General features: G+C 72.0%; 22 protein-coding genes. 13 read left to right on the top strand and 9 right to left on the bottom strand.

Annotated features, from left to right (window positions below; all coding sequences use genetic code 11):
- Positions 1–8: 8 nt before the first annotated feature.
- The gene (locus BA062_RS18210) at positions 9–1,127 is read right to left on the bottom strand and encodes a coiled-coil domain-containing protein (RefSeq protein WP_110338178.1); all 1,119 of its coding nucleotides are present in this window, start codon (positions 1,125–1,127) and stop codon (positions 9–11) included.
- Between the two features lie 26 nt (positions 1,128–1,153).
- Positions 1,154–2,497 (bottom strand): crotonyl-CoA carboxylase/reductase, encoded by a 1,344-nt coding sequence (ccrA, locus tag BA062_RS18215; RefSeq protein ID WP_110338180.1) that lies wholly within the window; start codon positions 2,495–2,497, stop codon positions 1,154–1,156.
- A gap of 251 nt (positions 2,498–2,748) precedes the next feature.
- Between ccrA and BA062_RS18220 the strand changes: the two genes are divergently transcribed.
- Positions 2,749–3,117, top strand: coding sequence for an SPW repeat protein (locus BA062_RS18220; RefSeq protein WP_110338375.1), 369 nt, complete (start codon positions 2,749–2,751; stop codon positions 3,115–3,117).
- A 105-nt stretch (positions 3,118–3,222) separates the two neighbouring features.
- Positions 3,223–3,834 (top strand): TetR/AcrR family transcriptional regulator, encoded by a 612-nt coding sequence (locus BA062_RS18225; protein WP_110338182.1) that lies wholly within the window; start codon positions 3,223–3,225, stop codon positions 3,832–3,834.
- Here the strand turns inward: BA062_RS18225 and mce are convergent.
- On the bottom strand, positions 3,808–4,251 hold the full coding sequence (gene mce / locus BA062_RS18230; protein ID WP_110338184.1) for a methylmalonyl-CoA epimerase: 444 nt from the start codon (positions 4,249–4,251) through the stop codon (positions 3,808–3,810). The genes BA062_RS18225 and mce overlap by 27 nt on opposite strands.
- 158 nt (positions 4,252–4,409) lie before the next feature.
- Between mce and BA062_RS18235 the strand changes: the two genes are divergently transcribed.
- Positions 4,410–5,597 (top strand): acetyl-CoA C-acetyltransferase, encoded by a 1,188-nt coding sequence (locus tag BA062_RS18235; protein WP_110338186.1) that lies wholly within the window; start codon positions 4,410–4,412, stop codon positions 5,595–5,597.
- A complete protein-coding gene (gene meaB, locus BA062_RS18240) occupies positions 5,581–6,549 on the top strand; it encodes a methylmalonyl Co-A mutase-associated GTPase MeaB (RefSeq protein WP_110338188.1) in 969 nt (322 codons plus the stop codon). The genes BA062_RS18235 and meaB overlap by 17 nt, the downstream gene beginning before the upstream one ends.
- Here meaB and BA062_RS18245 read toward each other — a convergent pair.
- Positions 6,543–7,223: an MBL fold metallo-hydrolase gene (locus tag BA062_RS18245; protein ID WP_110338189.1), complete on the bottom strand. Its 681-nt coding sequence runs from the start codon at positions 7,221–7,223 to the stop codon at positions 6,543–6,545. The genes meaB and BA062_RS18245 overlap by 7 nt on opposite strands.
- A gap of 46 nt (positions 7,224–7,269) precedes the next feature.
- On the bottom strand, positions 7,270–8,649 hold the full coding sequence (gene pdxR, locus BA062_RS18250; protein WP_110338191.1) for a MocR-like pyridoxine biosynthesis transcription factor PdxR: 1,380 nt from the start codon (positions 8,647–8,649) through the stop codon (positions 7,270–7,272).
- A 45-nt stretch (positions 8,650–8,694) separates the two neighbouring features.
- Here pdxR and BA062_RS18255 point away from each other — a divergent pair, with 45 nt between their 5' ends.
- Positions 8,695–9,159: a carboxymuconolactone decarboxylase family protein gene (locus tag BA062_RS18255; RefSeq protein WP_110338194.1), complete on the top strand. Its 465-nt coding sequence runs from the start codon at positions 8,695–8,697 to the stop codon at positions 9,157–9,159.
- Positions 9,156–9,908: an isocitrate lyase/PEP mutase family protein gene (locus BA062_RS18260; protein ID WP_110338196.1), complete on the top strand. Its 753-nt coding sequence runs from the start codon at positions 9,156–9,158 to the stop codon at positions 9,906–9,908. Before BA062_RS18255 ends, BA062_RS18260 begins: the two co-directional genes overlap by 4 nt.
- A 182-nt stretch (positions 9,909–10,090) precedes the next feature.
- Here BA062_RS18260 and BA062_RS18265 read toward each other — a convergent pair whose 3' ends face one another.
- Both BA062_RS18265 and BA062_RS18270 read right to left on the bottom strand, forming a co-directional pair.
- Positions 10,091–11,116 (bottom strand): class I mannose-6-phosphate isomerase, encoded by a 1,026-nt coding sequence (locus tag BA062_RS18265; protein WP_110338198.1) that lies wholly within the window; start codon positions 11,114–11,116, stop codon positions 10,091–10,093.
- Positions 11,113–12,099 carry a LacI family DNA-binding transcriptional regulator gene (locus BA062_RS18270; RefSeq protein WP_110338200.1) on the bottom strand — a complete coding sequence of 329 codons (987 nt, stop codon included), beginning with the start codon at positions 12,097–12,099 and terminating at the stop codon, positions 11,113–11,115. The genes BA062_RS18265 and BA062_RS18270 overlap by 4 nt, the downstream gene beginning before the upstream one ends.
- Positions 12,100–12,224: 125 nt before the next feature.
- Between BA062_RS18270 and BA062_RS18275 the strand changes: the two genes are divergently transcribed.
- From BA062_RS18275 to BA062_RS18285, 3 genes are all read left to right on the top strand, one after another.
- Positions 12,225–13,133 (top strand): ABC transporter ATP-binding protein, encoded by a 909-nt coding sequence (locus tag BA062_RS18275; protein ID WP_110338202.1) that lies wholly within the window; start codon positions 12,225–12,227, stop codon positions 13,131–13,133.
- On the top strand, positions 13,130–14,224 hold the full coding sequence (locus tag BA062_RS18280; protein ID WP_110338204.1) for an ABC transporter permease: 1,095 nt from the start codon (positions 13,130–13,132) through the stop codon (positions 14,222–14,224). Before BA062_RS18275 ends, BA062_RS18280 begins: the two co-directional genes overlap by 4 nt.
- A 157-nt stretch (positions 14,225–14,381) precedes the next feature.
- Positions 14,382–14,753, top strand: coding sequence for a DUF3817 domain-containing protein (locus BA062_RS18285; RefSeq protein ID WP_110338377.1), 372 nt, complete (start codon positions 14,382–14,384; stop codon positions 14,751–14,753).
- 4 nt (positions 14,754–14,757) lie between these two features.
- On the opposite strand, the gene BA062_RS18290 is transcribed toward BA062_RS18285, so the two are convergent.
- On the bottom strand, positions 14,758–15,258 hold the full coding sequence (locus tag BA062_RS18290) for a MarR family winged helix-turn-helix transcriptional regulator (RefSeq protein WP_110338206.1): 501 nt from the start codon (positions 15,256–15,258) through the stop codon (positions 14,758–14,760).
- A gap of 163 nt (positions 15,259–15,421) precedes the next feature.
- On the opposite strand from BA062_RS18290, the gene BA062_RS18295 reads away from it, so the two are divergent.
- From BA062_RS18295 to BA062_RS18310, 4 genes are all read left to right on the top strand, one after another.
- On the top strand, positions 15,422–15,727 hold the full coding sequence (locus BA062_RS18295) for a thiamine-binding protein (protein WP_110338208.1): 306 nt from the start codon (positions 15,422–15,424) through the stop codon (positions 15,725–15,727).
- Positions 15,728–15,886: 159 nt separating this feature from the next.
- Positions 15,887–16,711, top strand: a complete 825-nt coding sequence (locus BA062_RS18300) for a hypothetical protein (RefSeq protein WP_110338210.1) — start codon at positions 15,887–15,889, stop codon at positions 16,709–16,711.
- A 28-nt stretch (positions 16,712–16,739) separates the two neighbouring features.
- On the top strand, positions 16,740–16,964 hold the full coding sequence (locus BA062_RS18305) for a thiamine-binding protein (protein ID WP_245959890.1): 225 nt from the start codon (positions 16,740–16,742) through the stop codon (positions 16,962–16,964).
- A 53-nt stretch (positions 16,965–17,017) separates the two neighbouring features.
- Entirely contained in the window at positions 17,018–17,989 is a 972-nt protein-coding gene (locus BA062_RS18310) for a tetratricopeptide repeat protein (RefSeq protein ID WP_110338215.1), read from the top strand.
- A gap of 63 nt (positions 17,990–18,052) precedes the next feature.
- On the opposite strand, the gene BA062_RS18315 is transcribed toward BA062_RS18310, so the two are convergent.
- Entirely contained in the window at positions 18,053–19,513 is a 1,461-nt protein-coding gene (locus tag BA062_RS18315; protein WP_110338217.1) for a neutral zinc metallopeptidase, read from the bottom strand.
- Positions 19,514–19,596: the final 83 nt, after the last annotated feature.

Raw genomic sequence — 19,596 nt, forward strand, 5'->3', positions numbered from 1 at the left:
GCAGTAACCTACTCGCGAGTTGGCTTCGAGCCGACCGAGGCCGTGGCCTTCAGGTCGCGGCGGGTGGGGGCCTCGGATTCGTCGACGTCCCCGGCCCCGGCGTCGCCCGTGGCCGGAGCGTCCGCGGTCTGTGCCGCACCGTCCTCGAGCGCCTCGTTGGCCTCCGCGAGCATGGCGCGTGCCGCGCGCACCTGTTCGGCGATCTTGCCGCGCAGTGTGCGCAGCGACTCGACCTTGGCCGTGGCCTCGGCCAGCCTGCGGTTGGCCTCCTCGGTGGCCTCCCGCACCCGGCGGTTGGCCTCGTCGGTCGCCTCGGCGACGCGCGCGTTGGCCTCGTTGATCGAGTTCTGCTTGCGCCGGTTGGCGTCCTCGACCGACTCGCGCTGCCTGCGCTCGATCTCGGCGTGCGCCTTGGTCTGCTCCTCCGCGACCTCCTTGCGGATGGCCGCGGCCTCCTCGGTGGCCTCGCGGACCCGCCGTTCGGCCTCGGCCTTGCTGGCGGCCTCCTGCTCGGCGAGCAGGCGCATGGACTCCGTGCGCCGCGTCGCCATCGCGATCTCGAAGTCCTCTTCGACCTGTGTGCGGCGCTGCTCGGACTCACGGTCGAGGCGGTCGCGCTCCGCCTTGGCCGTCGAGGTGATCGACTCGGCCTCGGCGCGGGCGTCGGCGAGCACCTTGCGGTGCTCCGCCTCCATCTCCCTGCGGCGCTCGGCCAGCTCGGTGAGCAGCTGCTCGTAGCGGGCGCGCATCGCGCTGGCGTCGGACTCCGCCTTCGCGCGGATGTGCCCGGCCTCGGCCTCCGCCCTCGCCTTGGTGTCGTTGGCTTCCTCCTGCGCCAGCCTCAGCATGCGCTGCAGGCGCTCGGAAAGGCCCTCGATCGTGGTCGGTGGCTGCGCGAGCCGCTCGACCTGCCCGCGCAGGTCGTCGATCTCGATGCGGGCCGACTCGAGCTGCCTCGCCAGGTCGCCCGCCTGCGAGATGGCCGCGTCCCGGTCGGACGTGAGCATCTTGAGGTCGGCGTCCAGCCGCTCCAGGTGTTCGTCGACCTGCGCACGGCTGTATCCACGCTTCTCGAAGTCGAAGCCGGCTCCCAGCGGCACGAGCTCCCGTTCTTCGCCAAGGCTCATGTACCCACCCTAACGGGCGGCGAGAACTACACGCCGCGGAACGTCTCGATAGCGGGCAGGTGTTTCGCGCGCGTTTCCGCGTCGCGCACGCCGAGACCTTCCTCAGGGGCCAGGCAGAGCACGCCGACCTTGCCCTGGTGGAGATTCCGGTGCACGTCGTAGGCGGCCTGGCCGGTGTCGGCCAGTGAGTACGTTTTGGACAGAGTCGGGTGGATGTGCCCCTTGGCGATCAACCGGTTGGCTTCCCACGACTCGCGGTAGTTCGCGAAGTGCGAGCCGATGATGCGCTTGAGGTTCATCCAGAGATAGCGGTTGTCGAACTGGTGCAGGTATCCCGACGTCGACGCGCACGTGACGATCGTGCCGCCCTTGCGGGCCGCGTAGACAGACGCGCCGAACGTCTCCCTGCCGGGGTGCTCGAACACGATGTCCGGGTCCTCGCCACCGGTCAGCTCGCGGATCCTCGCGCCGAACCGTTGCCACTCCTTCGGGTCCTGGGTGGTCTCGTCCTTCCAGAAGCGGTAGCCCTCGGCGGTGCGGTCGATGACGAGCTCGGCCCCGAGCCTGCGGCACAGCTCGGCCTTCTCCGGGCTGGACACCACGCACACGGGAATCGCGCCACCGTTCAGCGCGTACTGCGTCGCGTACGAGCCGAGCCCGCCCGAGGCGCCCCAGATGAGCACCACGTCGCCCTGCTTCATGTCCGCGCCGTTGCGGGAGACGAGCTGCCGGTAGGCGGTGGAGTTGACCAGCCCGGGGCAGGCGGCCTCCTCCCACGTGAGGTGCGCGGGCTTCGGCATCAGCTGGTTGGCCTTGACCAGTGCGATCTCGGCGAGGCCACCGAAGTTGGTCTCGAAGCCCCAGATGCGCTGCTCGGTGTCGAGCATTGTGTCGTTGTGCCCGTCGGGCCCCTCGAGCTCCACGTCGAGGCAGTGGGCCACCACCTCCTGGCCGGGCTTCCACCGGTGCACGCCGGGGCCGGTGCGCAGCACGACGCCGGAGAGGTCGGACCCGACGACGTGGTAGGGCAGGTCGTGGCGCTTGGCCAGCTCCGAGACGCGGCCGTAGCGCTGCAGGAACTTGAACGTCGGCAGCGGCTCGAAGATCGAGGTCCACACGGTGTTGTAGTTGATCGCGCTGGCCAGCACGGCCACGAGCGCCTCGCCCGGCCCCAGCTCCGGCACCGGCACGTCGTCGAGGTGCAGCGACTTGCGCGGGTCCTTGTCCCGGCTCGGCAGGCCGGCGAACATCTCGACGTCCTCGGCGTGCACCGTGACGCCCCGGTAGGACTCCGGCATCGGCAGCGAGCCGACGGCGTCGGACTCGCCGGCGAGCACGGCCTGCAGGATCTCACTCAGCTCGTTCGCCATCGGGGGCCTCCGTGAGGTCGGGTGAGTGGGGCTGGGCGGCTGAAGTTACCCGGTGGTAACCAGTGGCACAACTGTACGACCGCACAGGTCACCCCGCATGCCCGCGAGTTACTCCGACCGTGACCAATCCGTGTTTGACCGGCCGGCCAACCAAGGCGCACGATGGTGGTGGAACCGCGTGCTCACGGTCTTCCCGCGGTGGATGCCCCGGCGTGTTCGCCGCGTCGTTGCTGCTCCTGGAGGTGATCACGATGGCAGATGTCTCGGCACGTCCCTGGACGCGTCCGCACGACTGGGCCGAGGTCGTGCTGGGTGCGGTGCTGGCCTTGTCCCCGATCTGGATGGACACCGACAACGCCGCGATGTGGACGATGATCGTGCTCGGCGCGCTCATCGCGCTGGACGGGCTCGTGTCGCTCGCGATGCCCGGCCTGATCTACGGCGAGGGCCTGCAGGTGGTTCTCGGTGCGCTGGCGTTCATCTCACCGTGGGTGATGACCTACACCGAGTTGGACGGAGCGGCCTGGACGTCCTGGATCGTCGGTGCGCTGACGGTGCTCGCGGGAGCGGCGGCGCTGCCTGTCGCCAACTCCGTCCACCGCACGGTGCGCGGCCACTGACAGCAAGTCCCCTCCGCGGGCCCGCGACCACACCGTCGCGGGTCCCGCGGCCGTGCGCGGCACGCTATCGTGACCGCGGGCGGTGAGGCGTCGAAAGGGGGACAGATGGCTCGCCAGCAGGCCGAGGATCCCTCGGCCAGGGAGCGCATCCTCCTCGCCGCCGAGCACCTGTTCGCCGAGACCGGCTTCGACGCGACCCCGACGTCGCGGATCGCCGAGGTGGCCGGCGTGCCCAAGGGTCTCGTGCACTACTACTTCCGCCGCAAGCGCGACCTGCTGACCGCGCTGGTCGAGCGGCTGCCCGACGAGCACATCGAGCCCGCGCACGTGGTGGTGCCCGGCGACATCGCCGAGAGCCTGCGCAGGCTCGTCGCCGAGCTGGACCGCAGGCTGGCGACCTCCCGCGTGCTGTCGCACCTGCTCTGGCGGGAGGCCGACACGCACCGGGCCGTGCGCGACGCGCTGCAGACGCGGTACGAGGTCCTGGTGAAGCAGGTGCGCACGGTGATCCTCGCCGCGGCGGGAGCGGGCACGCTCGCGCTCGCCGACGTCGACAGCGCCTCGGCGCTGCTCGCGCTCGCGGTCAGCTACCGGCACTCGATGGCCCGGCACACCGGAGAGTCGTCGGCCGACGAGATGGAGCGCGAGCTGACGTTCATCGCGGGCGCGCTCACCTCGCGCGCGAACGACTCAGTGCCCGGCGGCCGGCTCGACTAGCTCCACCAGCACGCCACCGGCGTCCTTCGGGTGGACGAAGTTGACCCGGCTGCCCGCCGTGCCGCGCCTGGGCTCCGGGTACAGCAGGCGCAGACCCTTCGCCCGGAGCGCCTCCGCCGCCGCCTCGATGTCGGTGACGCGGTAGGCCAGCTGCTGCAGGCCAGGGCCCCTGGTGTCGAGGAACTTGCCGATCGTGGAGTCGGGCCGCAGCGGCGCGAGCAGCTGCACCGCGGGGCCCGCGGAGTCGCCGGGCGCGTGCAGCATCGCCTCCCGCACGCCCTGCTCCTCGTTGACCTCGGTGTGCGTCACTTCGAGGCCGAAGTTCTCCGCGTAGAACGCGATGGCCTCGTCGAGGTCGGGGACGGCGACGCCGACGTGGTCGATCGTCGTGATGAACGGCTTCAGTGCCTCATTCATGGAGGCAGAATAGGGGGACGGCACAGGCGCCGGACGTGCGGATGTTCACACCCCGCGCGGCCTTTCGCGTTCGATTCAGAGCGCGCCGGAGCCGGTATCGTCGACGAAGCGGCTCGTGCAGCGAGGCAGCGTGTCGATCGAGATTTCAGGAGGCTGTTGTGTCCGGTTCCGTGATCCTGGGTGCCGCCCGTACGCCGATCGGCCGGCTGCTCGGCTCGTTGAAGGACTTCTCAGGGGCCCAGCTCGGCGGTATCGCCATCAAGGCCGCGCTGGAGCGCGCCGGCGTGGCCCCCGAGGCGGTGCAGTACACGATCATGGGTCAGGTCCTCACCGCGGGCGCGGGCCAGATCCCGGCGCGGCAGGCCGCCGTCGCCGCCGGCATCCCGATGAGCGTCCCCGCGCTGAGCATCAACAAGGTGTGCCTCTCCGGACTCGACGCCATCGCGCTGGCCGACCAGCTCATCCGCGCGGGCGAGTTCGACCTCGTGGTCGCGGGCGGACAGGAGTCGATGACCCAGGCGCCGCACCTGCTGCCCAAGTCGCGCTCCGGCTTCAAGTACGGCGACACGACGCTCGTGGACCACATGGCCTACGACGGCCTGTTCTGCGCGTTCGACCAGGTCGCGATGGGCAGCTCCACCGAGAAGTACAACGCCCGCTATGGCCTGACCAGGGAGCAGCAGGACGCCTTCTCGGCGCGTTCGCACCAGCTCGCCGCCAAGGCCATCGCGAACGGCGTCTTCGCGGACGAGATCGCCGAGGTGTCCATCCCGCAGCGCAAGGGTGACCCGGTGGTCTTCAGCACCGACGAGGGCGTGCGCGGCGACACCACCGTCGACGGCCTCGCCAAGCTGCGGCCCGCCTTCGCCTCCGACGGCACCATCACCGCGGGCTCGGCGTCCCAGATCTCCGACGGTGCCGCCGCCGTGGTGGTGGCCAGCAAGGCCAAGGCCGAGGAGCTCGGCCTCACACCGCTCGCCGAGATCGGCGCGCACGGCGTCGTCTCCGGCCCGGACGCGAGCCTGCACGAGCAGCCGTCGAACGCGATCAAGGCCGCGCTCGCCAAGGCGAAGCTCGACGTGGGCGCGCTGGACCTCGTGGAGATCAACGAGGCGTTCGCCGCCGTGGGGCTCGTCTCCACCGAGAAGCTCGGCATCGACCCCGGCATCGTGAACGTCAACGGCGGCGCGATCGCGCTCGGCCACCCGATCGGCGCCTCCGGCGCCCGGCTCGCCGTGCACCTCGTGCACGAGCTGCGCCGCCGTGGTGGCGGGCTCGGCGCGGCCGCGCTGTGCGGTGGTGGCGGTCAGGGTGACGCGCTGCTGATCAGTGTCCCCCAGAGCTGACGTAGGCCAACTGGTCGGGCAGACGCGGGACGGCTCGCCCCGCGCGATCGCCAGGCTGCTCTCGCTCGTCGAGGACGGGCACCCGCAGCTGCCCGAGATCGCGGCCGCGCTGACGCCGCACACCGGCAACGCGCGGATCGTGGGGCTCACCGGGCCACCAGGCGTCGGCAAGTCGACCTCCACGTCGATGCTGCTCACCGCGCTGCGTGAGCAGGGCAAGCGGGTCGGCGTCCTCGCCATCGACCCGTCCTCGCCGTTCTCCGGCGGCGCGCTGCTGGGCGACCGCATCCGGATGACCGAGCACGCCACCGACCCCGGCGTGTTCATCCGCTCCATGGCCACCCGAGGCCACCTGGGCGGGCTCTCCTGGGCCACCCCGCAGGCCGTGCGGGTACTCGACGCGGCGGGCTTCGACGTGGTGCTCATCGAGACCGTCGGCGTTGGACAGTCCGAAGTGGACGTCGTGCGGCTCGCCGACACCACCGTGGTGCTGCTCGCGCCCGGCATGGGCGACGGCATCCAGGCCGCCAAGGCCGGGGTGCTGGAGATCGCCGACGTGTTCGTGGTCAACAAGGCCGACCGTGCCGGCGCCGACGCGACCGTGCACGACCTGCGGCAGCTGATCGCCATGAGCCGCAGGGGCGTCACCGGGCCGGCGTGGCGGCAGCCGATCGTGCCCACGGTCGCCGCCGAGGGCAAGGGCGCCGCCGAGGTGCTGCAGGCCCTGCGGGACCACCACGACTGGCTCACCGCCCACGGCGAGCTGGAGCGAAGGCGGACCGTGCGGGCGAGCGCCGAGGTGGAGGCCATCGCGCTGCGGCGGCTGCGCGCCGAGCTGGGGGAGCTGCGGGGCGGCGACCGGCTCGCCGGGCTCGCCGCCCGCGTGGCGGCCCGCGAGCTCGACCCCTTCGCGGCGGCGGACGCACTGGTGGCCGACCTGCGCGGTCAGTAGCCTCCGGCCACCGCCCGCAGCGTCGCACCGGCATCGGCGGTGAGCGGGTCGCCGTGGCCGAAGCACACGACACGGGGATCGAGCCCGGCGAGCCGCTTCAGCGCCGCGACCGCGCGCTCGCGGTCCTGGTTGAACACGCCGAGCAGGACGTCGCCGCCGTGCTCGGCGACCGTGTCCCCGGTGAAGAGCACGCCGTGCGCAGGCAGGTGCACGGCGATGCTGCCCTCGGTGTGGCCGGGGACCCAGAGCGCCACGGCGCCGTCGCCGAAGCCCAGGTCGTCGCCGTCGTCCACCTCCACGTCGACCTCGGCGGGCGGGCCCGCCAGGTGCCCGCTCACGGCCTCGAACAACGGGCGCTCCCAGTCCTCGAGCACCGGCGGCGGCACCGGTCGCCCGCTGCGGACGTACGGCGCGTCGAGCCGGTGCGCGGACACGGTCGCGCCGCTCCACGCCCGGAGCTCGGCCAGCGAGCCGGTGTGGTCGCCGTGGGCGTGCGTGAGCACAATCCGGCCCAGTTGCCCGCCGAGGTCCTCGATCGCCCGCCGGATCTCCCCGCCCTGTCCGCGCGGGCCCGCGTCGACGAGTGTCAGCCCGTCCGCGTCGCGCCACAGGTACGCCTGCCCGACGTCGAAGCGGAGCAGGTGCAGCCGGTCGGTCAGCTCGACGACGTCCATGTGCCGCAACGTATGCGGCCTGCACGCCGGTGGCGAGCGAATCCGCTCAGCGCGAAACGTCGGCCAGCGTCTGCCCCAGCGCCGCCAGCGTCGCCGAGAACGCGTGCTCGGCGGGAGTGGCGTAACCCAGCACGAGCCCCTGCGGGTGCTCGCCCTGACTGATCCAGTGTGGACCGAGCCCCTGCAGCGCCAGCGACTGCCGTTTTGCCGACGCCAGCACCTCGGCCTCGCCCGGGCCGTCCTCGGGGAGGGTGAGCAGCAGCTGCACGCCGGCCGAGATGCCGTGCGGCGTGAGGTAACCGGGCAGCGCGGCGAGCAGCCGGTCGCGGCGGGCTCGGTAGGCGGCGCGGCAGCGGCGCACGTGCCGGTCGTAGTCGCCGGAGCCGATCAGGTCGGCGAGCACGAGCTGCTCCAGCACGGGGGTGCGCCAGCCGTGGGTCGCCATCGCCGCCCGCACCGGCTCCACGAGCGTGCGCGGCAGCACGAGCCAGCCGAGCCGCAGTCCCGGCGCGAGCGTCTTGCTCGCCGTGCCCGCGTAAGCCACGCGCTCCGGTGCGAGCGCCTGCAACGCGCCGACCGGCTTGCGGTCGTAGCGGAACTCGCCGTCGTAGTCGTCCTCGATCACGTACCCGCCCTGCTCGACCGCCCAGCGAGCCAGCTCGGCCCGTCTGCGCGGCGCGAGCGTCATGCCCAGCGGGTACTGGTGCGCCGGTGTCACCACCACCGCCGGACTGTCCAGTTCGGACACCCGGATCCCCGCCCCGTCGACGGGCACGCCGGTGATCCGGGCGCCCGCCGCGCGGGCGTAGTCGCGGAACACCCACAGCGACGGGTCCTCGAACGCCAGCTCGCCCCGTTCCCGCAGGGCGATCGCCAGCAGCGAGATCGCGTGGGCGTAACCGGCGCAGACGACGATCCGCTCCGGGTCGGCCACCACGCCCCGGCTGCGGGCGAGGTAGCCCGCGAGCGCCTCGCGCAACGATGCGACCCCGCGCTCGTCGACGTAGCCGAACGCGGAGGCGGGCGCGTGCTGAAGCACCCGCCGGGTCGCCGACAGCCAGGCCGCGCGGGGGAAGGCGGACAGGTCCGGGTGGCCGGGCAGCAGGCTCCAGCGGGCCTCGGGGGAGCGGGGCCGGGTGCGCGGCGGCGACGCCTGCTGGACGCCGTCGGCGACCACGACGGTCGGCGCGCCCTGGCTCGTGTGCACGTAGCCCTCGGCGGCGAGGTCGGCGTAGACGCGGGTGACCGTCCCGCGCGCGACGCCGAGGTCGCCCGCGAGCGCGCGCGTGGAGGGCAGGGCGTCGCCGCGGGCGAGCCTGCCCGCGCGGATGGCGTCGCGGATCGCGTCGGCGAGGCCCTCCCGCCCGGTCGCCGGGTCCCAGTCGAGATGCACGTCCCCGCCCCAACTGGTCCATGATCCCGCCATAAAACTGGACCATACTCGTGGGCCAGTGCGGGATACGTTGGCGGAGTGACGAAGCGAACCCAACTCAGCGCCGCGCTGCCCGAGGCGTACCAGCACCTGATCGCCGTGCACACCACCGTGGAGAAGGCCGCGGCCGACGCCGGGCTCGACCAGCGCCTCATCGAGCTGGTGAAGATCAGGGCGTCGCAGCTCAACGGCTGCGCGTTCTGCGTGGACATGCACTCGCGCGACGCGCGCAAGGCCGGCGAGACCGAGCGGCGGCTCTTCCTGCTCAGCACGTGGCGGGAGACCGAGCTGTACACCGACCAGGAGCGCGCGGCGCTCGCGCTCACCGAGGCCATGACCCGCCTGCCGCAGCACCAGGACGTGCCCGACGACGTCTACGAGCAGGCGAAGGCGGTGTTCACGGAGGAGCAGTACGTGGCCGTCGCCTGGGCCGCCACGGTGATCAACGCCCTCAACCGGCTCGGCGTCACGAGCCGCAAGCCGTTGCCGCCGGAGAAGCCGTGACCGCAGGCCTGCTCCGGGAGCTGCACGTGCCGGGTCGCCCGCTGGTACTGCCCAACGCGTGGGACGCCGACAGCGCGCGCCTGGTGGAGGAGGCCGGGTTCCCGGTGGTGGCCACCAGCTCGGTCGCGGTGGCCCGCTCGCTCGGCTACGGCGACGGCGAGCAGGCGCCCGCCGCCGAGATGTTCGCCGCGGCGGCCCGGATCGCGCGCGCCGTGAGCGTGCCGGTGACGGTGGACGCCGAATCGGGGTACGGCCTGGCGCCTTCGGAACTCGCCGAGCGGCTGCTCGCCACGGGCTTGGCCGGCTGCAACCTGGAGGACACCGACCACCCGCGTGGCGGGCTCCGCGACGCCGCCCAGCAGGCCGACCGGATCGCGGCGGTCCGGGAGGCCGCGGGCGAGGATCTCGTGCTCAACGCCCGCGTCGACGTCTTCCTGGGCGCCTCCGGCGCCGCCGGCGAGCGGGCCCTGTTGCCCGACGCGCTCGACCGGGCCCGCCGTTACCTCGAGGCGGGCGCCGACTGCGTGTACCCGATCCACGTGCGCGACCCCGGCGTGCTGCGGGCGTTCACGGAGGCGGTGCGCCCGGCGGCGGTCAACGCGACGTACCTGCCCGGCGGGCCCGGCCTCGCGGACCTCGCCGGACTCGGCGTCGCTCGCATCTCGCTCGGCGGCGGCCTCTGGAAGGCCACGCGCACGTGGCTGCGCGGCACCCTCACCGCCCTCGCCGACGGCACGCTCCCGTACTGACCCGGCCGCAGTGAAGGCCACCCTGCCTGCGCCCAACGCAGTGAAGGTGGCCTTCACTGCGGGCGCCTGCTTCTTACCAGCGCCCGAGCGGAGGTCTTCCGCGCCGCTGTGTCTGGTTCCACGCAGTGAAGGTGGCCTTCACCGCAGTCAGCCAGGCCACCCACCGCGGCGCGTTGCCGTCGCTACGGGGCGGGCGGGCGGCAGCGGACCACGGTCGCCTCGCCGGTCAGCTCCAGCTCGCCCGCCGCGTGCGGCACGACGAGCGTGTCGCCCTTGCCGAGCGGGAACGCCGCACCCGAGGAGGTGCGCAGCGCTCCCTCGCCGTCGAGCACCACCAGCACCGCGAACGAGGGGTCCAGCGCGAGCGCGGCACCGCCGGGGCGCAGCGTGTCCGCGCGGAAGAACGGGCTCGCGCCCTCGGCGAGCAGGTCCACAGTGGACGATGTGTCGGACGCGGTGTGCCGCACGATCGTCTCCAGCCGCCCCGCGTCCCAGCCCGCCGTGTCGAGCGCCCGCAACGCCGTGTCGAAGCCGATGCCGAGGTGGCCCTTGTCGGGCGAGGCGAGGAAGTCGCGCCACTCGAGGGTCAGCGAGAAGTCCGTCGGCTGCTGCAACTCCACCACGAAGACGCCCTCGCCGATCGCGTGCGGCAGCCCCGCGGGGATGTAGACGGTGTCGCCGGGCCGCACGCGGATGCTGTTGAGCGCGCCGAGCATCGCGGGCGCGTCCTGGTCGCGCACCCACTCACCGACCGTCGCCGGGTCCTGGGAGCGCTGGAACCCCGCGTACACGGTGGGCTCGGGCCCGCTCGTGCCGGCCACGATCCACGCCTCGGTCTTGCCGAAGTGCGAGTCGAAGTGCTTGCGGGCGAACGAGTCCGACGGGTGGAAGTGCACGGGCAGGCGCTGGCCCGCGTCGAGCAGCTTCACCAGCAGCGCCGTCGAGTCGCCGAAGCGCTCGACGTGGGCCGCGCCGAGCCAGCCGCGCGGGTCGGCGCGCACGGCCTCGCGCAGCAGCCGCCCGTCCGGCAGCCTGCTGAGCCCCTCGGCGTCCTTGCCGAAGAGCGTGGTGGTGGAGGCGACCCAGTCCTCGGGCCCGAAGTCCTGACTCGACTCCGCGCCGCGCAGCGCGGCGATCGCGGCGCCGCCCCGGTAGAACTGCGCGGGCTGGTTGGCGGGGAGCCTGACGGGTTCGTGGGTGCCGGTCATGCGGGAGCGACCTCTCCGGAACCGCGGGCGATGAGACGCACGGGCAGAACGACCTTTCTCGGTGGTGACTGATCTCCTTGCAGGCGGGCGAACAGCAGCTCGGCCGCCGTCCGCCCGAGCAGGCCGACGTCGTGCGCGACCACCGACACCGGCGGGTCGAGCAGGTCGGCCAGCTCGAAGTCGTCGAAGCCGACCAGCGCGGGACGGCGTTCGCGCCCGCCCAGCGCGCGGAGCAGCTCCACGGTGACACGGTTGTTGCCCGCGACGACCGCGGTCGGCGGATCCGGAGCGGCGAGCATCCGGTGCACCGGCTCCGCCACGCTGTCCTCACCGGGCTCGCGCATCACCACGACGCGTTCCTCCGGGCCGATGCCCGCGCGGGCACAGCCCTCGCGGAAGCCCCGCAGCCGCTCGCGTGCGGTGTGGATCTCCGGGCTGTCGCCGACGAACGCGATGCGGCGGTGGCCGTGCGCGGCCAGGTGGGCGGCGGCCTGGGCGGCGCCTGCCGCGTTGTCCACGAGAACGGTGTCGGCGGCGAGGTCGCCCGGCGGGCGGTCGACGAACACCACGGGCGTGCCGGAGCGCAGCTCCGGGCCGAGGTAGGTGTGCCGGTCCCCGGCGGGCACGATCAGCAGCCCGTCGACCCTGCGCCCGCAGAACTCCAGCGCCAGCTCGCGTTCCCGGTCCGGGTTCTCCTCCGACGAACCCGTGAGCACCTGCCTGCCGAACGCGGTCGCGACCCGCTCGACGGCCCTGGTCAGCTCCGAGTAGAACGGGTTGCCCACGTCCTCGACGATCAGGCCGAGCGTGCCCGTGGTGGAGCCCCGGCGCAGGTTGCGGGCGCCGGCGTTGCGCCGGAAGCCCAGCTCCTCGATGGCCGCCAGCACGCGGGCCGCCGTCTCGGGATGCACCGCGGGCTCGTCGTTGACCACGCGGGACACGGTCTTGATGCTCACGCCGGCCAGCCGGGCCACGTCGTTCATGGTGGCCCGGCGCGCGCTGTCCGAGGTCGACGACAACGTTGTCATAGCCAGTGGATCGAACACCGCCACGCCGGTTCCTGTCAACCCGGACCTGACCGGTGGCCCAGCCCGCTAATGTCCGTGGCATGCCCCCGACCTCGCCACTCAGCGTGTCCGGCATCCACCTCAGCTATGGCGACGTCCGCGCGGTCGACGGCGTCTCGTTCGACGTCGCCGAAGGCGAGTTCTTCGGCATTCTCGGCCCCAACGGCGCAGGCAAGACCACGACGCTGGAGATCGCGGAGGGCCTGCGCGAGCCCGACTCCGGCTCCGTGCGCCTGCTCGGCGAGCCGCCGTGGCCGCGCAACCTCGCGCTGCTGCCCCGCATCGGCGTGCAGCTGCAGGCGTCGGCGTTCTTCGACAAGCTGACCGCGCGCGAGCAGCTGGAGACCTTCGGCGCGCTCTACGGCGTCACGGCTGCGCGCGTGGACGAGGTGCTGGAACTCGTCGGGCTCACCGACAAGGCGGCCACGCCCGAGGCCAAGCTCTCCGGCGGTCAGCGGCAGCGGCTCTCGATCGCGTGCGCGCTGGTGCACGACCCGGACATCGTGTTCCTCGACGAGCCCACCGCGGCACTCGACCCGCAGGCGCGGCGCAACCTGTGGGACGTGCTGCGCGAGGTGCAGGCGCGCGGCAAGACGATCGTCTACACCACCCACTACCTCGACGAGGCCGAAATCCTCTGCGACCGTGTGGCGATCATGGACGACGGCCGGATCCTCGCGATGGACGCGCCCGCCCGGCTCGTCCGCGACCTCGACGCCGCCACCCGCGTGATCCTGGAGCGCGGCGCGCTGCCCGCCGAGCAGGCCCGCGCACTGCCCGGCGCTGACCAGGTCGCCGAGGACGAGCTGTCGCTCACCATCTCCACGCGCTCGCCCGCGCCGCTGCTCTCGGCGCTCGCCGAGCGCGGCACCCTCGACGGCCTGCAGGTGCGGACGGCGACGCTGGAGGACGTGTTCCTCGAGCTCACGGGACGGGAGTACCGGGCATGACCCTCATCGAGACCCCGCGCGAGCGGACCGCGGCCCGCCCCGCCTCGTCCACGGCGTTCCTGGCGCTGTCGAAGGCCGGCTTCCTCGGCTTCGTCCGGGACAAGGCGACGCTGTTCTTCACGTTCCTGTTCCCGATGATGTTCCTGGTGATCTTCGGGCTGCTGTTCGGCAACGAGGGCGCCTCCGGGACCTCGATCGGCATCGTCGGAGACGGCCCGGTGATCTCCGCGCTCGAACGGTCCGAGGCGGTGGAGCCGACGCGGCTCGACTCGGCCGAGGCCGCGCGCGAGCAGGTGCGCGACGGCGACCTGCCCGCCTACGTCGAGCAGAACGGCGACACGATCACGCTGCGCTTCGCCGCGAGCGACCGGACGCAGGCCGGGCTCGTCAACGGCCTCGTCGCCGGCGTGGTGAACCAGGCCAACATCGCCGCGACCGGGCAGGCTCCCCGGTTCACCCTCGACGCCGCGCAGGTGGAGGACGAGTCGCTCAAACCCATCCAGTACCTGACGCCGGGCATCATGTCGTGGGCGATCTCGATCTCCGCCGTGTTCGGCGCCGCGCTGACGTTCGTGAACTGGCGCAAGAAGCAGGTGCTGCGCAGGCTGCGGCTGGCTCCGGTGCGGCCCATGACCGTCCTCGGCTCGCGGCTGCTCGTGGCGCTCGGCGTGGCGGTGCTGCAGTTCATCGTGTTCGTGGGCGTGGCGATGCTGCCCGTGTTCGGGCTGCGGCTGTCGGGGCAGTGGTGGCTCGCGATCCCGCTGCTGTTGCTCGGCACGCTCTCGTTCTTCGCGATCGGCATGCTCGTCGGCGCCTTCTGCAAGACCGAGGAGGCCGCGAGCGGTGTGGCGAACCTCATCACGCTGCCGATGGCGTTCCTCTCGGGCGCACTGCTGCCGCTCGACGCCATTCCCCAGTGGCTGCAGAACGTGTCGCTGGTCTTCCCGATGCGCCACCTCAACGAGGGGATGCTCGACGTCATGGTGCGCGACCAGGGGATCGGCGCGCTCCTGCTGCCCGCCGTGGTGCTGCTCGGGTTCACGGCGGTTGTCGGCCTCATAGCGGCGAGGGTGTTCCGCTGGGAAGCCTGACGCGCCGCGCGTGGCGATGATCACCGGCCCCCGGTGTCCCGGTGATGGCCATCACGCCTCACACTGGTATCGAGACGTCCGACAGCGTGGTTGACGTGGACAGAAGTTGTATTCGCGGCCGCTGTTCGGGCGGTTTTTCGTGACCGAGGAGGAACCCTTGTCGAACAAGGCTGCCGTCTTGTTCCGCGTGGTCGCCGTTGCCGAAGCCTTTTCCTGGGCAGGCCTGCTGGTCGGCATGTTCCTGAAGTACGTCGTGGAGCTCGGCGAGGGCGGCGTGCCCGTGCTGGGCATGGTCCACGGCGTGATGTTCGTCCTCTACCTCGCCGTGACGCTCGCGGTGGCCCGCCCGCTCGGCTGGTCCGGCAAGGTCCTGATCGTCGCGCTGCTCGCCAGCATCCCGCCGCTGTTCACGTGGGTGTTCGAGAAGTGGGCGCTGCGCCGCGGCCGACTCGACGGCCCCCAGCGCCTGCGCAACGGCGGCACCGGCCTGTTCGTGACCGAGAGGGAGCCGGAGCCCGCCGGCGCCTGAGGGTTCACTCGGCGAAGTCGCCCGCCGCCTTGCGGACCTTCGTCAGCAGCTCGGTGAGCTGGTCGGTCTGCCGTGAGGTGAGGCCGACCAGCCCGAAGTCGATCGCCGTGACCGCCTTGGTCGCCTGCTCGCGCCGCACCCGACCCTCGTCGGTGATCTCGACGAGCGTGGTGCGCCGGTCCGTCGGGTGCGGCAGCCGCTTGACCAGGCCGTCCTTCTCCAGCCGGTCCACGATGTTCGTGACACTCGTGGGATGCAGCTGCAGGCGTTCCCCCATCACGCGCATGGGCAGGCTCGAGCTGCGCGCGAACGTCAGCAGCACCAGCGCCTCGTAGCGCGCGAACGTCAGCCCGTGCGGTTTGAGCGCGCCGTCGACGGCGGACTGGACGATCTGCTGCACCCGCATCAGGCCGGTCACGGCGGCCATGGTCTCGGAGGGCCCGATGCGGTCCTCCCACAGCTGCGCCGCGCGCGCGATCGGGTCGAACGGCAACGGACGGTTCATGGGCCTCGAAGTTAGCAGCGACTGTCGGCAAGCTGGGTACCGGTATCGCTCACTACGTGGAGGAACACATGATCGTCGCGGTCCGCGAGTCCGGTCTGCCCTGCGAGACGAAGGGCATGCCCGCAACATCCGTCGATTCAGCGCCCAGGTACGGAGGCTTGACATGCTGATCGCGTTCTCAGTCGCTCCATCCGGCACCGGCCGTGCCGACGGCTCGGTCTCCGACGCCGTTTCCGAGGCCGTGAAGGTCGTGCGAGCATCGGGCCTGCCCCACCGGACATCGGCGATGTTCACCGAGGTCGAAGGCAGCTGGGACGAGGTGTTCGATGTCGTCAAGCGTGCGACCGATGCCGTCCTGCCGTTCGGGTCGCGAGTCTCGCTGGTGATCAAGGCCGACATCCGGCCCGGCTTCGACGGTGAGCTTGAGGGGAAGCTCGAACGGCTAGAGACAGCGATCGAGGAGAGCTGAGCGTAACCAGTCCCCGCAGCCGCCCTAGCGGTCTCAACGCCTTCGCGACGAAGCCGGTCGTATCCCGGTCGTGGTGGGCCTGCGTGCGCCAGGTGCTCGATGTTGTCGGCTGCATCGGCCTGGCCTGCGGTTATGAGAGCATCCGAGGCTGCGGTATCTGTGCACGCGTCCGACGAGGGAGCCTGGGGGGCGGCGAAGCAGACGATCAATGTCCGAACGTGGTCCAAGACGGTTCCGTCGTACGGTCTGCGCCTGGCCGAGCTCGACCTGTATGTGTTGAAGAATCACGATGACATCGTCCGGGCCCTTGGCCACGAGCGGATGGAGGACGCGGCCTCGCGGAGGCGGAACGTGCTGGGTTGGGTTCTCTATCTGGTCGCTGTGTTGGCTCTCGTCGGCGGCGTGTCGACGCTCGGAGGCCCGATCTTGAGCACATTCGGCGGTAGGACCATGGTGACGGGCGAGGCGGACGCGCTCGATGACGACATCGGCATCCCGTTCACGAGCTGGTGTTTCGTCGTGGTGCTGCTGGGGGTGGCAGTGATCGCCTTCCGCTGGTGGCGGACCCAGCGGCATTGGGCGACTGGGGAGGTCGGCTATCTGGCGGCCACCGTTGTCTGCGGTGTTCTCGCACTGTGGCAGCTGGCGAGCGTCAGGGAGGTCGATGCGCTCGGCTTCGCCCCGGAGTCGATTCCTGTGTGGGCGTCGGTTGTGGTGGCTGCGGTCTTGCTCGTTGCGATGCGCGTCGCTTCACGTGGGCGTCGTGTGCCGGTTCCGAGGAACTTCCGCCTTGTCGGTACGCCAGATTGGGAGCGGGCCGTTGAATTGGTGGGCGCGCTCGAGCCGAGGCAGCGGGACAAGCTGCTCGATGAGCGACGCCGTGCGATCGCGCGGCTGCGGGAACGTGAGCTGATCGATGCGGCGGAGGCGGACCGAGTCGGAGCGTTGCCCTTGGGAACCTCCACGACCATTGCCGCCCCCTGATCGTCTGCGCCGGGCGGACGAGCGCTGCCTGGACGCTGGCGACGGACCGAGCCCTCGTTCTGAGGCGCAGGTCACCGACATCGAGGGCGAGTGGGACGAGGTGATGGACGTGGTCAAGCGCGTGGTCGAGGCGGCCGGTGAGGGTGCTCCCCGCGTCGGCCTCGTGCTCGAGGCCGACATCCGGCCCGGCTACGAGGGCCGGCTCGGCGCCACGGTGGAGCGCGTTGAGCAGCGCCGGAAAGGCGGCGCCTGACCGACCGCCCCACCAGCGGTGAAGTCGCCGCGCGTCCGTGCCAGGATGGAACCGTGACACAGCCACGTGGATCAGCAGGAAACTCGCCCGCGGTGTCCGCGGCGCTCTCCGGCGCGGTCGACCTCTCCGGGCTCAAGGCGCGGGCCGACGCGGCACGCCAGCAGCCGGCGCAGGACGGTGCGCCGCCCGCGGGGCCGCCTGCCGGTGGCGGCGGAGGCCCGCACGTCATCGACGTCTCCGAGGCGACGTTCCAGGCCGAGGTCGTGGAGCGGTCGCTGCAGAACCTGGTGGTCGTGGACCTCTGGGCCGACTGGTGCGGGCCGTGCAAGCAGCTGAGCCCGGTGCTGGAGAAGCTGGCCGCCGAGGGCAACGGCGCGTGGGTGCTCGCCAAGATCGACGTGGACGCCAACCCGCGCATCTCGCAGCTGTTCGGCGTGCAGTCGATTCCCACGGTGGTCGCCATCGCGGGCGGGCAGCCCGTCGACGCCTTCTCGGGCGCACTGCCGGAGCCGCAGATCCGGCAGTGGCTGAACCAGCTGCTCGACGCGCTCCGCGACAAGCTGCCCGGCATCAGGGCGGCCGAGCAGGGCGGTGGCGAGCCGGTCGAGGAGCCCGAGGACCCGCGCTTCACCGAGGCCGAGGAGGCCTTCGAGCGCGGTGACTTCGCCGCCGCCGAGGCCGCCTACCAGCGCATCCTGGACACCGAGCCGGGCAACGAGCTGGCCAAGGCCGCGCTCGTGCAGGTCCGCTTCGCCGCACGGGCGACGCAGACCGACCCGTCGGCGGTGGCCAAGGCCGAGGCCGACCCCGCCGACCTGGACGCCCAGCTCGCGGCCGCCGACTTCGAGGTCGCGCAGAGCCAGGTGGAGGACGGGTTCGCCCGCCTCATCGCGGCCATCCGGCGCACCAGCGGCGACGACCGCAACCGGGTCCGGGAGCACCTGGTGGGCCTGTTCGACTTGTTCGACCCCGCCGACGAGCGGGTGATCAAGGCGCGCCGCGACCTCGCCAGCGCCCTGTTCTGAGCCGGGTACGACGACGGCCCCTCACCGCGACGACGGTGAGGGGCCGTTTCGCATGGCGCGCGGTCAGCCGTAGTTCTTCGTGCAGGCCGACGAGCCCTCGAAGTAGCCGAGCCGCAGCGACTCGACCCGCGCGAACCCGTTCGCCACCGGGTGACCGTTGACGTCGGCGGCGAGCAGGCTCCGCGGCTGGAGCAGCTCGGCGATGGCCTCGTCGAGGTCACCGGAGGAGAGGATGAGCGTGTTGCCGCTGCCCGGGTCCTTGATCGCCCCGGCCCACGCGCCGACGAGGCACGACGTGCGCAGGCCCGCGTTCGCGTTGTCCAGCGCCGCCCCCACGCCCTTCTGGATGCCCTGCGTGTAGCGCGAGGCGATCTCGCTGAAGGCCGCGAAGTCGCCGAGCCCGCCCGCCGACTCGGTGCCCTGGAACTCGGCCTCCCTGTCCACGGGCTGGCCGATCGCGGCGAGCTCCTCCATGTCGATGCTCACCGTGTTGGTGTCGGCGCAGTACGACGCCGGTGGCGTGCTCCGGCCGCCGTCGCACTCGCCGCCGTCGTCGACGATCTGCGGCGGCTCCACGTTCGCGCCCGCGAACGCCTCGTCGAGGCTCTGCTGCAGCAGCCCGACGCTGTCGGCGTCGATGGCGATGTCGCCCGAGCCGGCGTCGCCGTCGTGGAACGGCTGCTCGGTGATGCGGGCGTCGACGTTCTCCTGGTCGATGGCGGCGCACTCCTTGGCGCCCTGCTCGAAGCCGAGCTGGAAGGCGTAGGTGCGGTCGAACGCGGTGCCGTGCGCGCCCTGCTCGGCGGCGGACTGGCCCGCCTCGTCGCGGATGAAGAACATCGACGCGAGCACCTGGTTGAGGCCCTCCGAAGTGGACACCGTGAAGTACTTGCTCTTGTCCTCGGCGATCCAGCGGAAGTAGGAACCGGTGAAGCAGTCGGCCTGCTGCTCCTTCACGATCGTCGAGGTCGACTCGTCGACACCGGCCTTGTCGCCGAGCCGGAACTGGATGGCGTGGCCGAACTCGTGGCCGAGCACGGTGACGATCGCCATCGGCCCGAACCGCTCCCGCAGCAGCGGCAGCAGCAGGCCCCGGTCCCACGCGACCAGATCCTCCGGCGGGCAGTAGAAGGCGTTCATCGCCGCGTCGGCCGTGGTGGCGCCGCAGACCTCGATCTCGGCCTCGTTCGGGTCGTAGGACAGCAGCTGCGCGACCGGCTCGAACTCCTCGCCCCAATGGGCGGGCATCTCCTGCGCCCAGTAGTCGCTGACGTCGGCGATCGCGGCGATCGCGAGCCGGTCCTCCTGGCTGTCGGTGGCGTTGCGGACCTGCAGCTCCGGCGTGGGCGCGTCGGGCTTGAGGCCGCTCTCGAAGTGCGTGACGGGCAGGCCGGCGATGTCGCCGGCCGTCTGCAGCTGCCCCTTGGTCTCTTCGCCGCACGCGGTCGCCGTGAGCGCGACGACCGCGGCGAGCCCGGTGATCAGTGCCCTGCGGCGGGCGCCGTGCCCCCCAGTGTGGTTCATGACCGGCACCTTACTGAGTGACCTGCGTCGGCACGCGCGGAATCACCGAGACGACGAACTCGCTGTCGCCCGCCCGTCACCCG

The sequence above is a fragment of the Prauserella flavalba genome, assembly GCF_003202235.1.
Taxonomy (GTDB): Bacteria; Actinomycetota; Actinomycetes; order Mycobacteriales; family Pseudonocardiaceae; genus Prauserella_A; species Prauserella_A flavalba.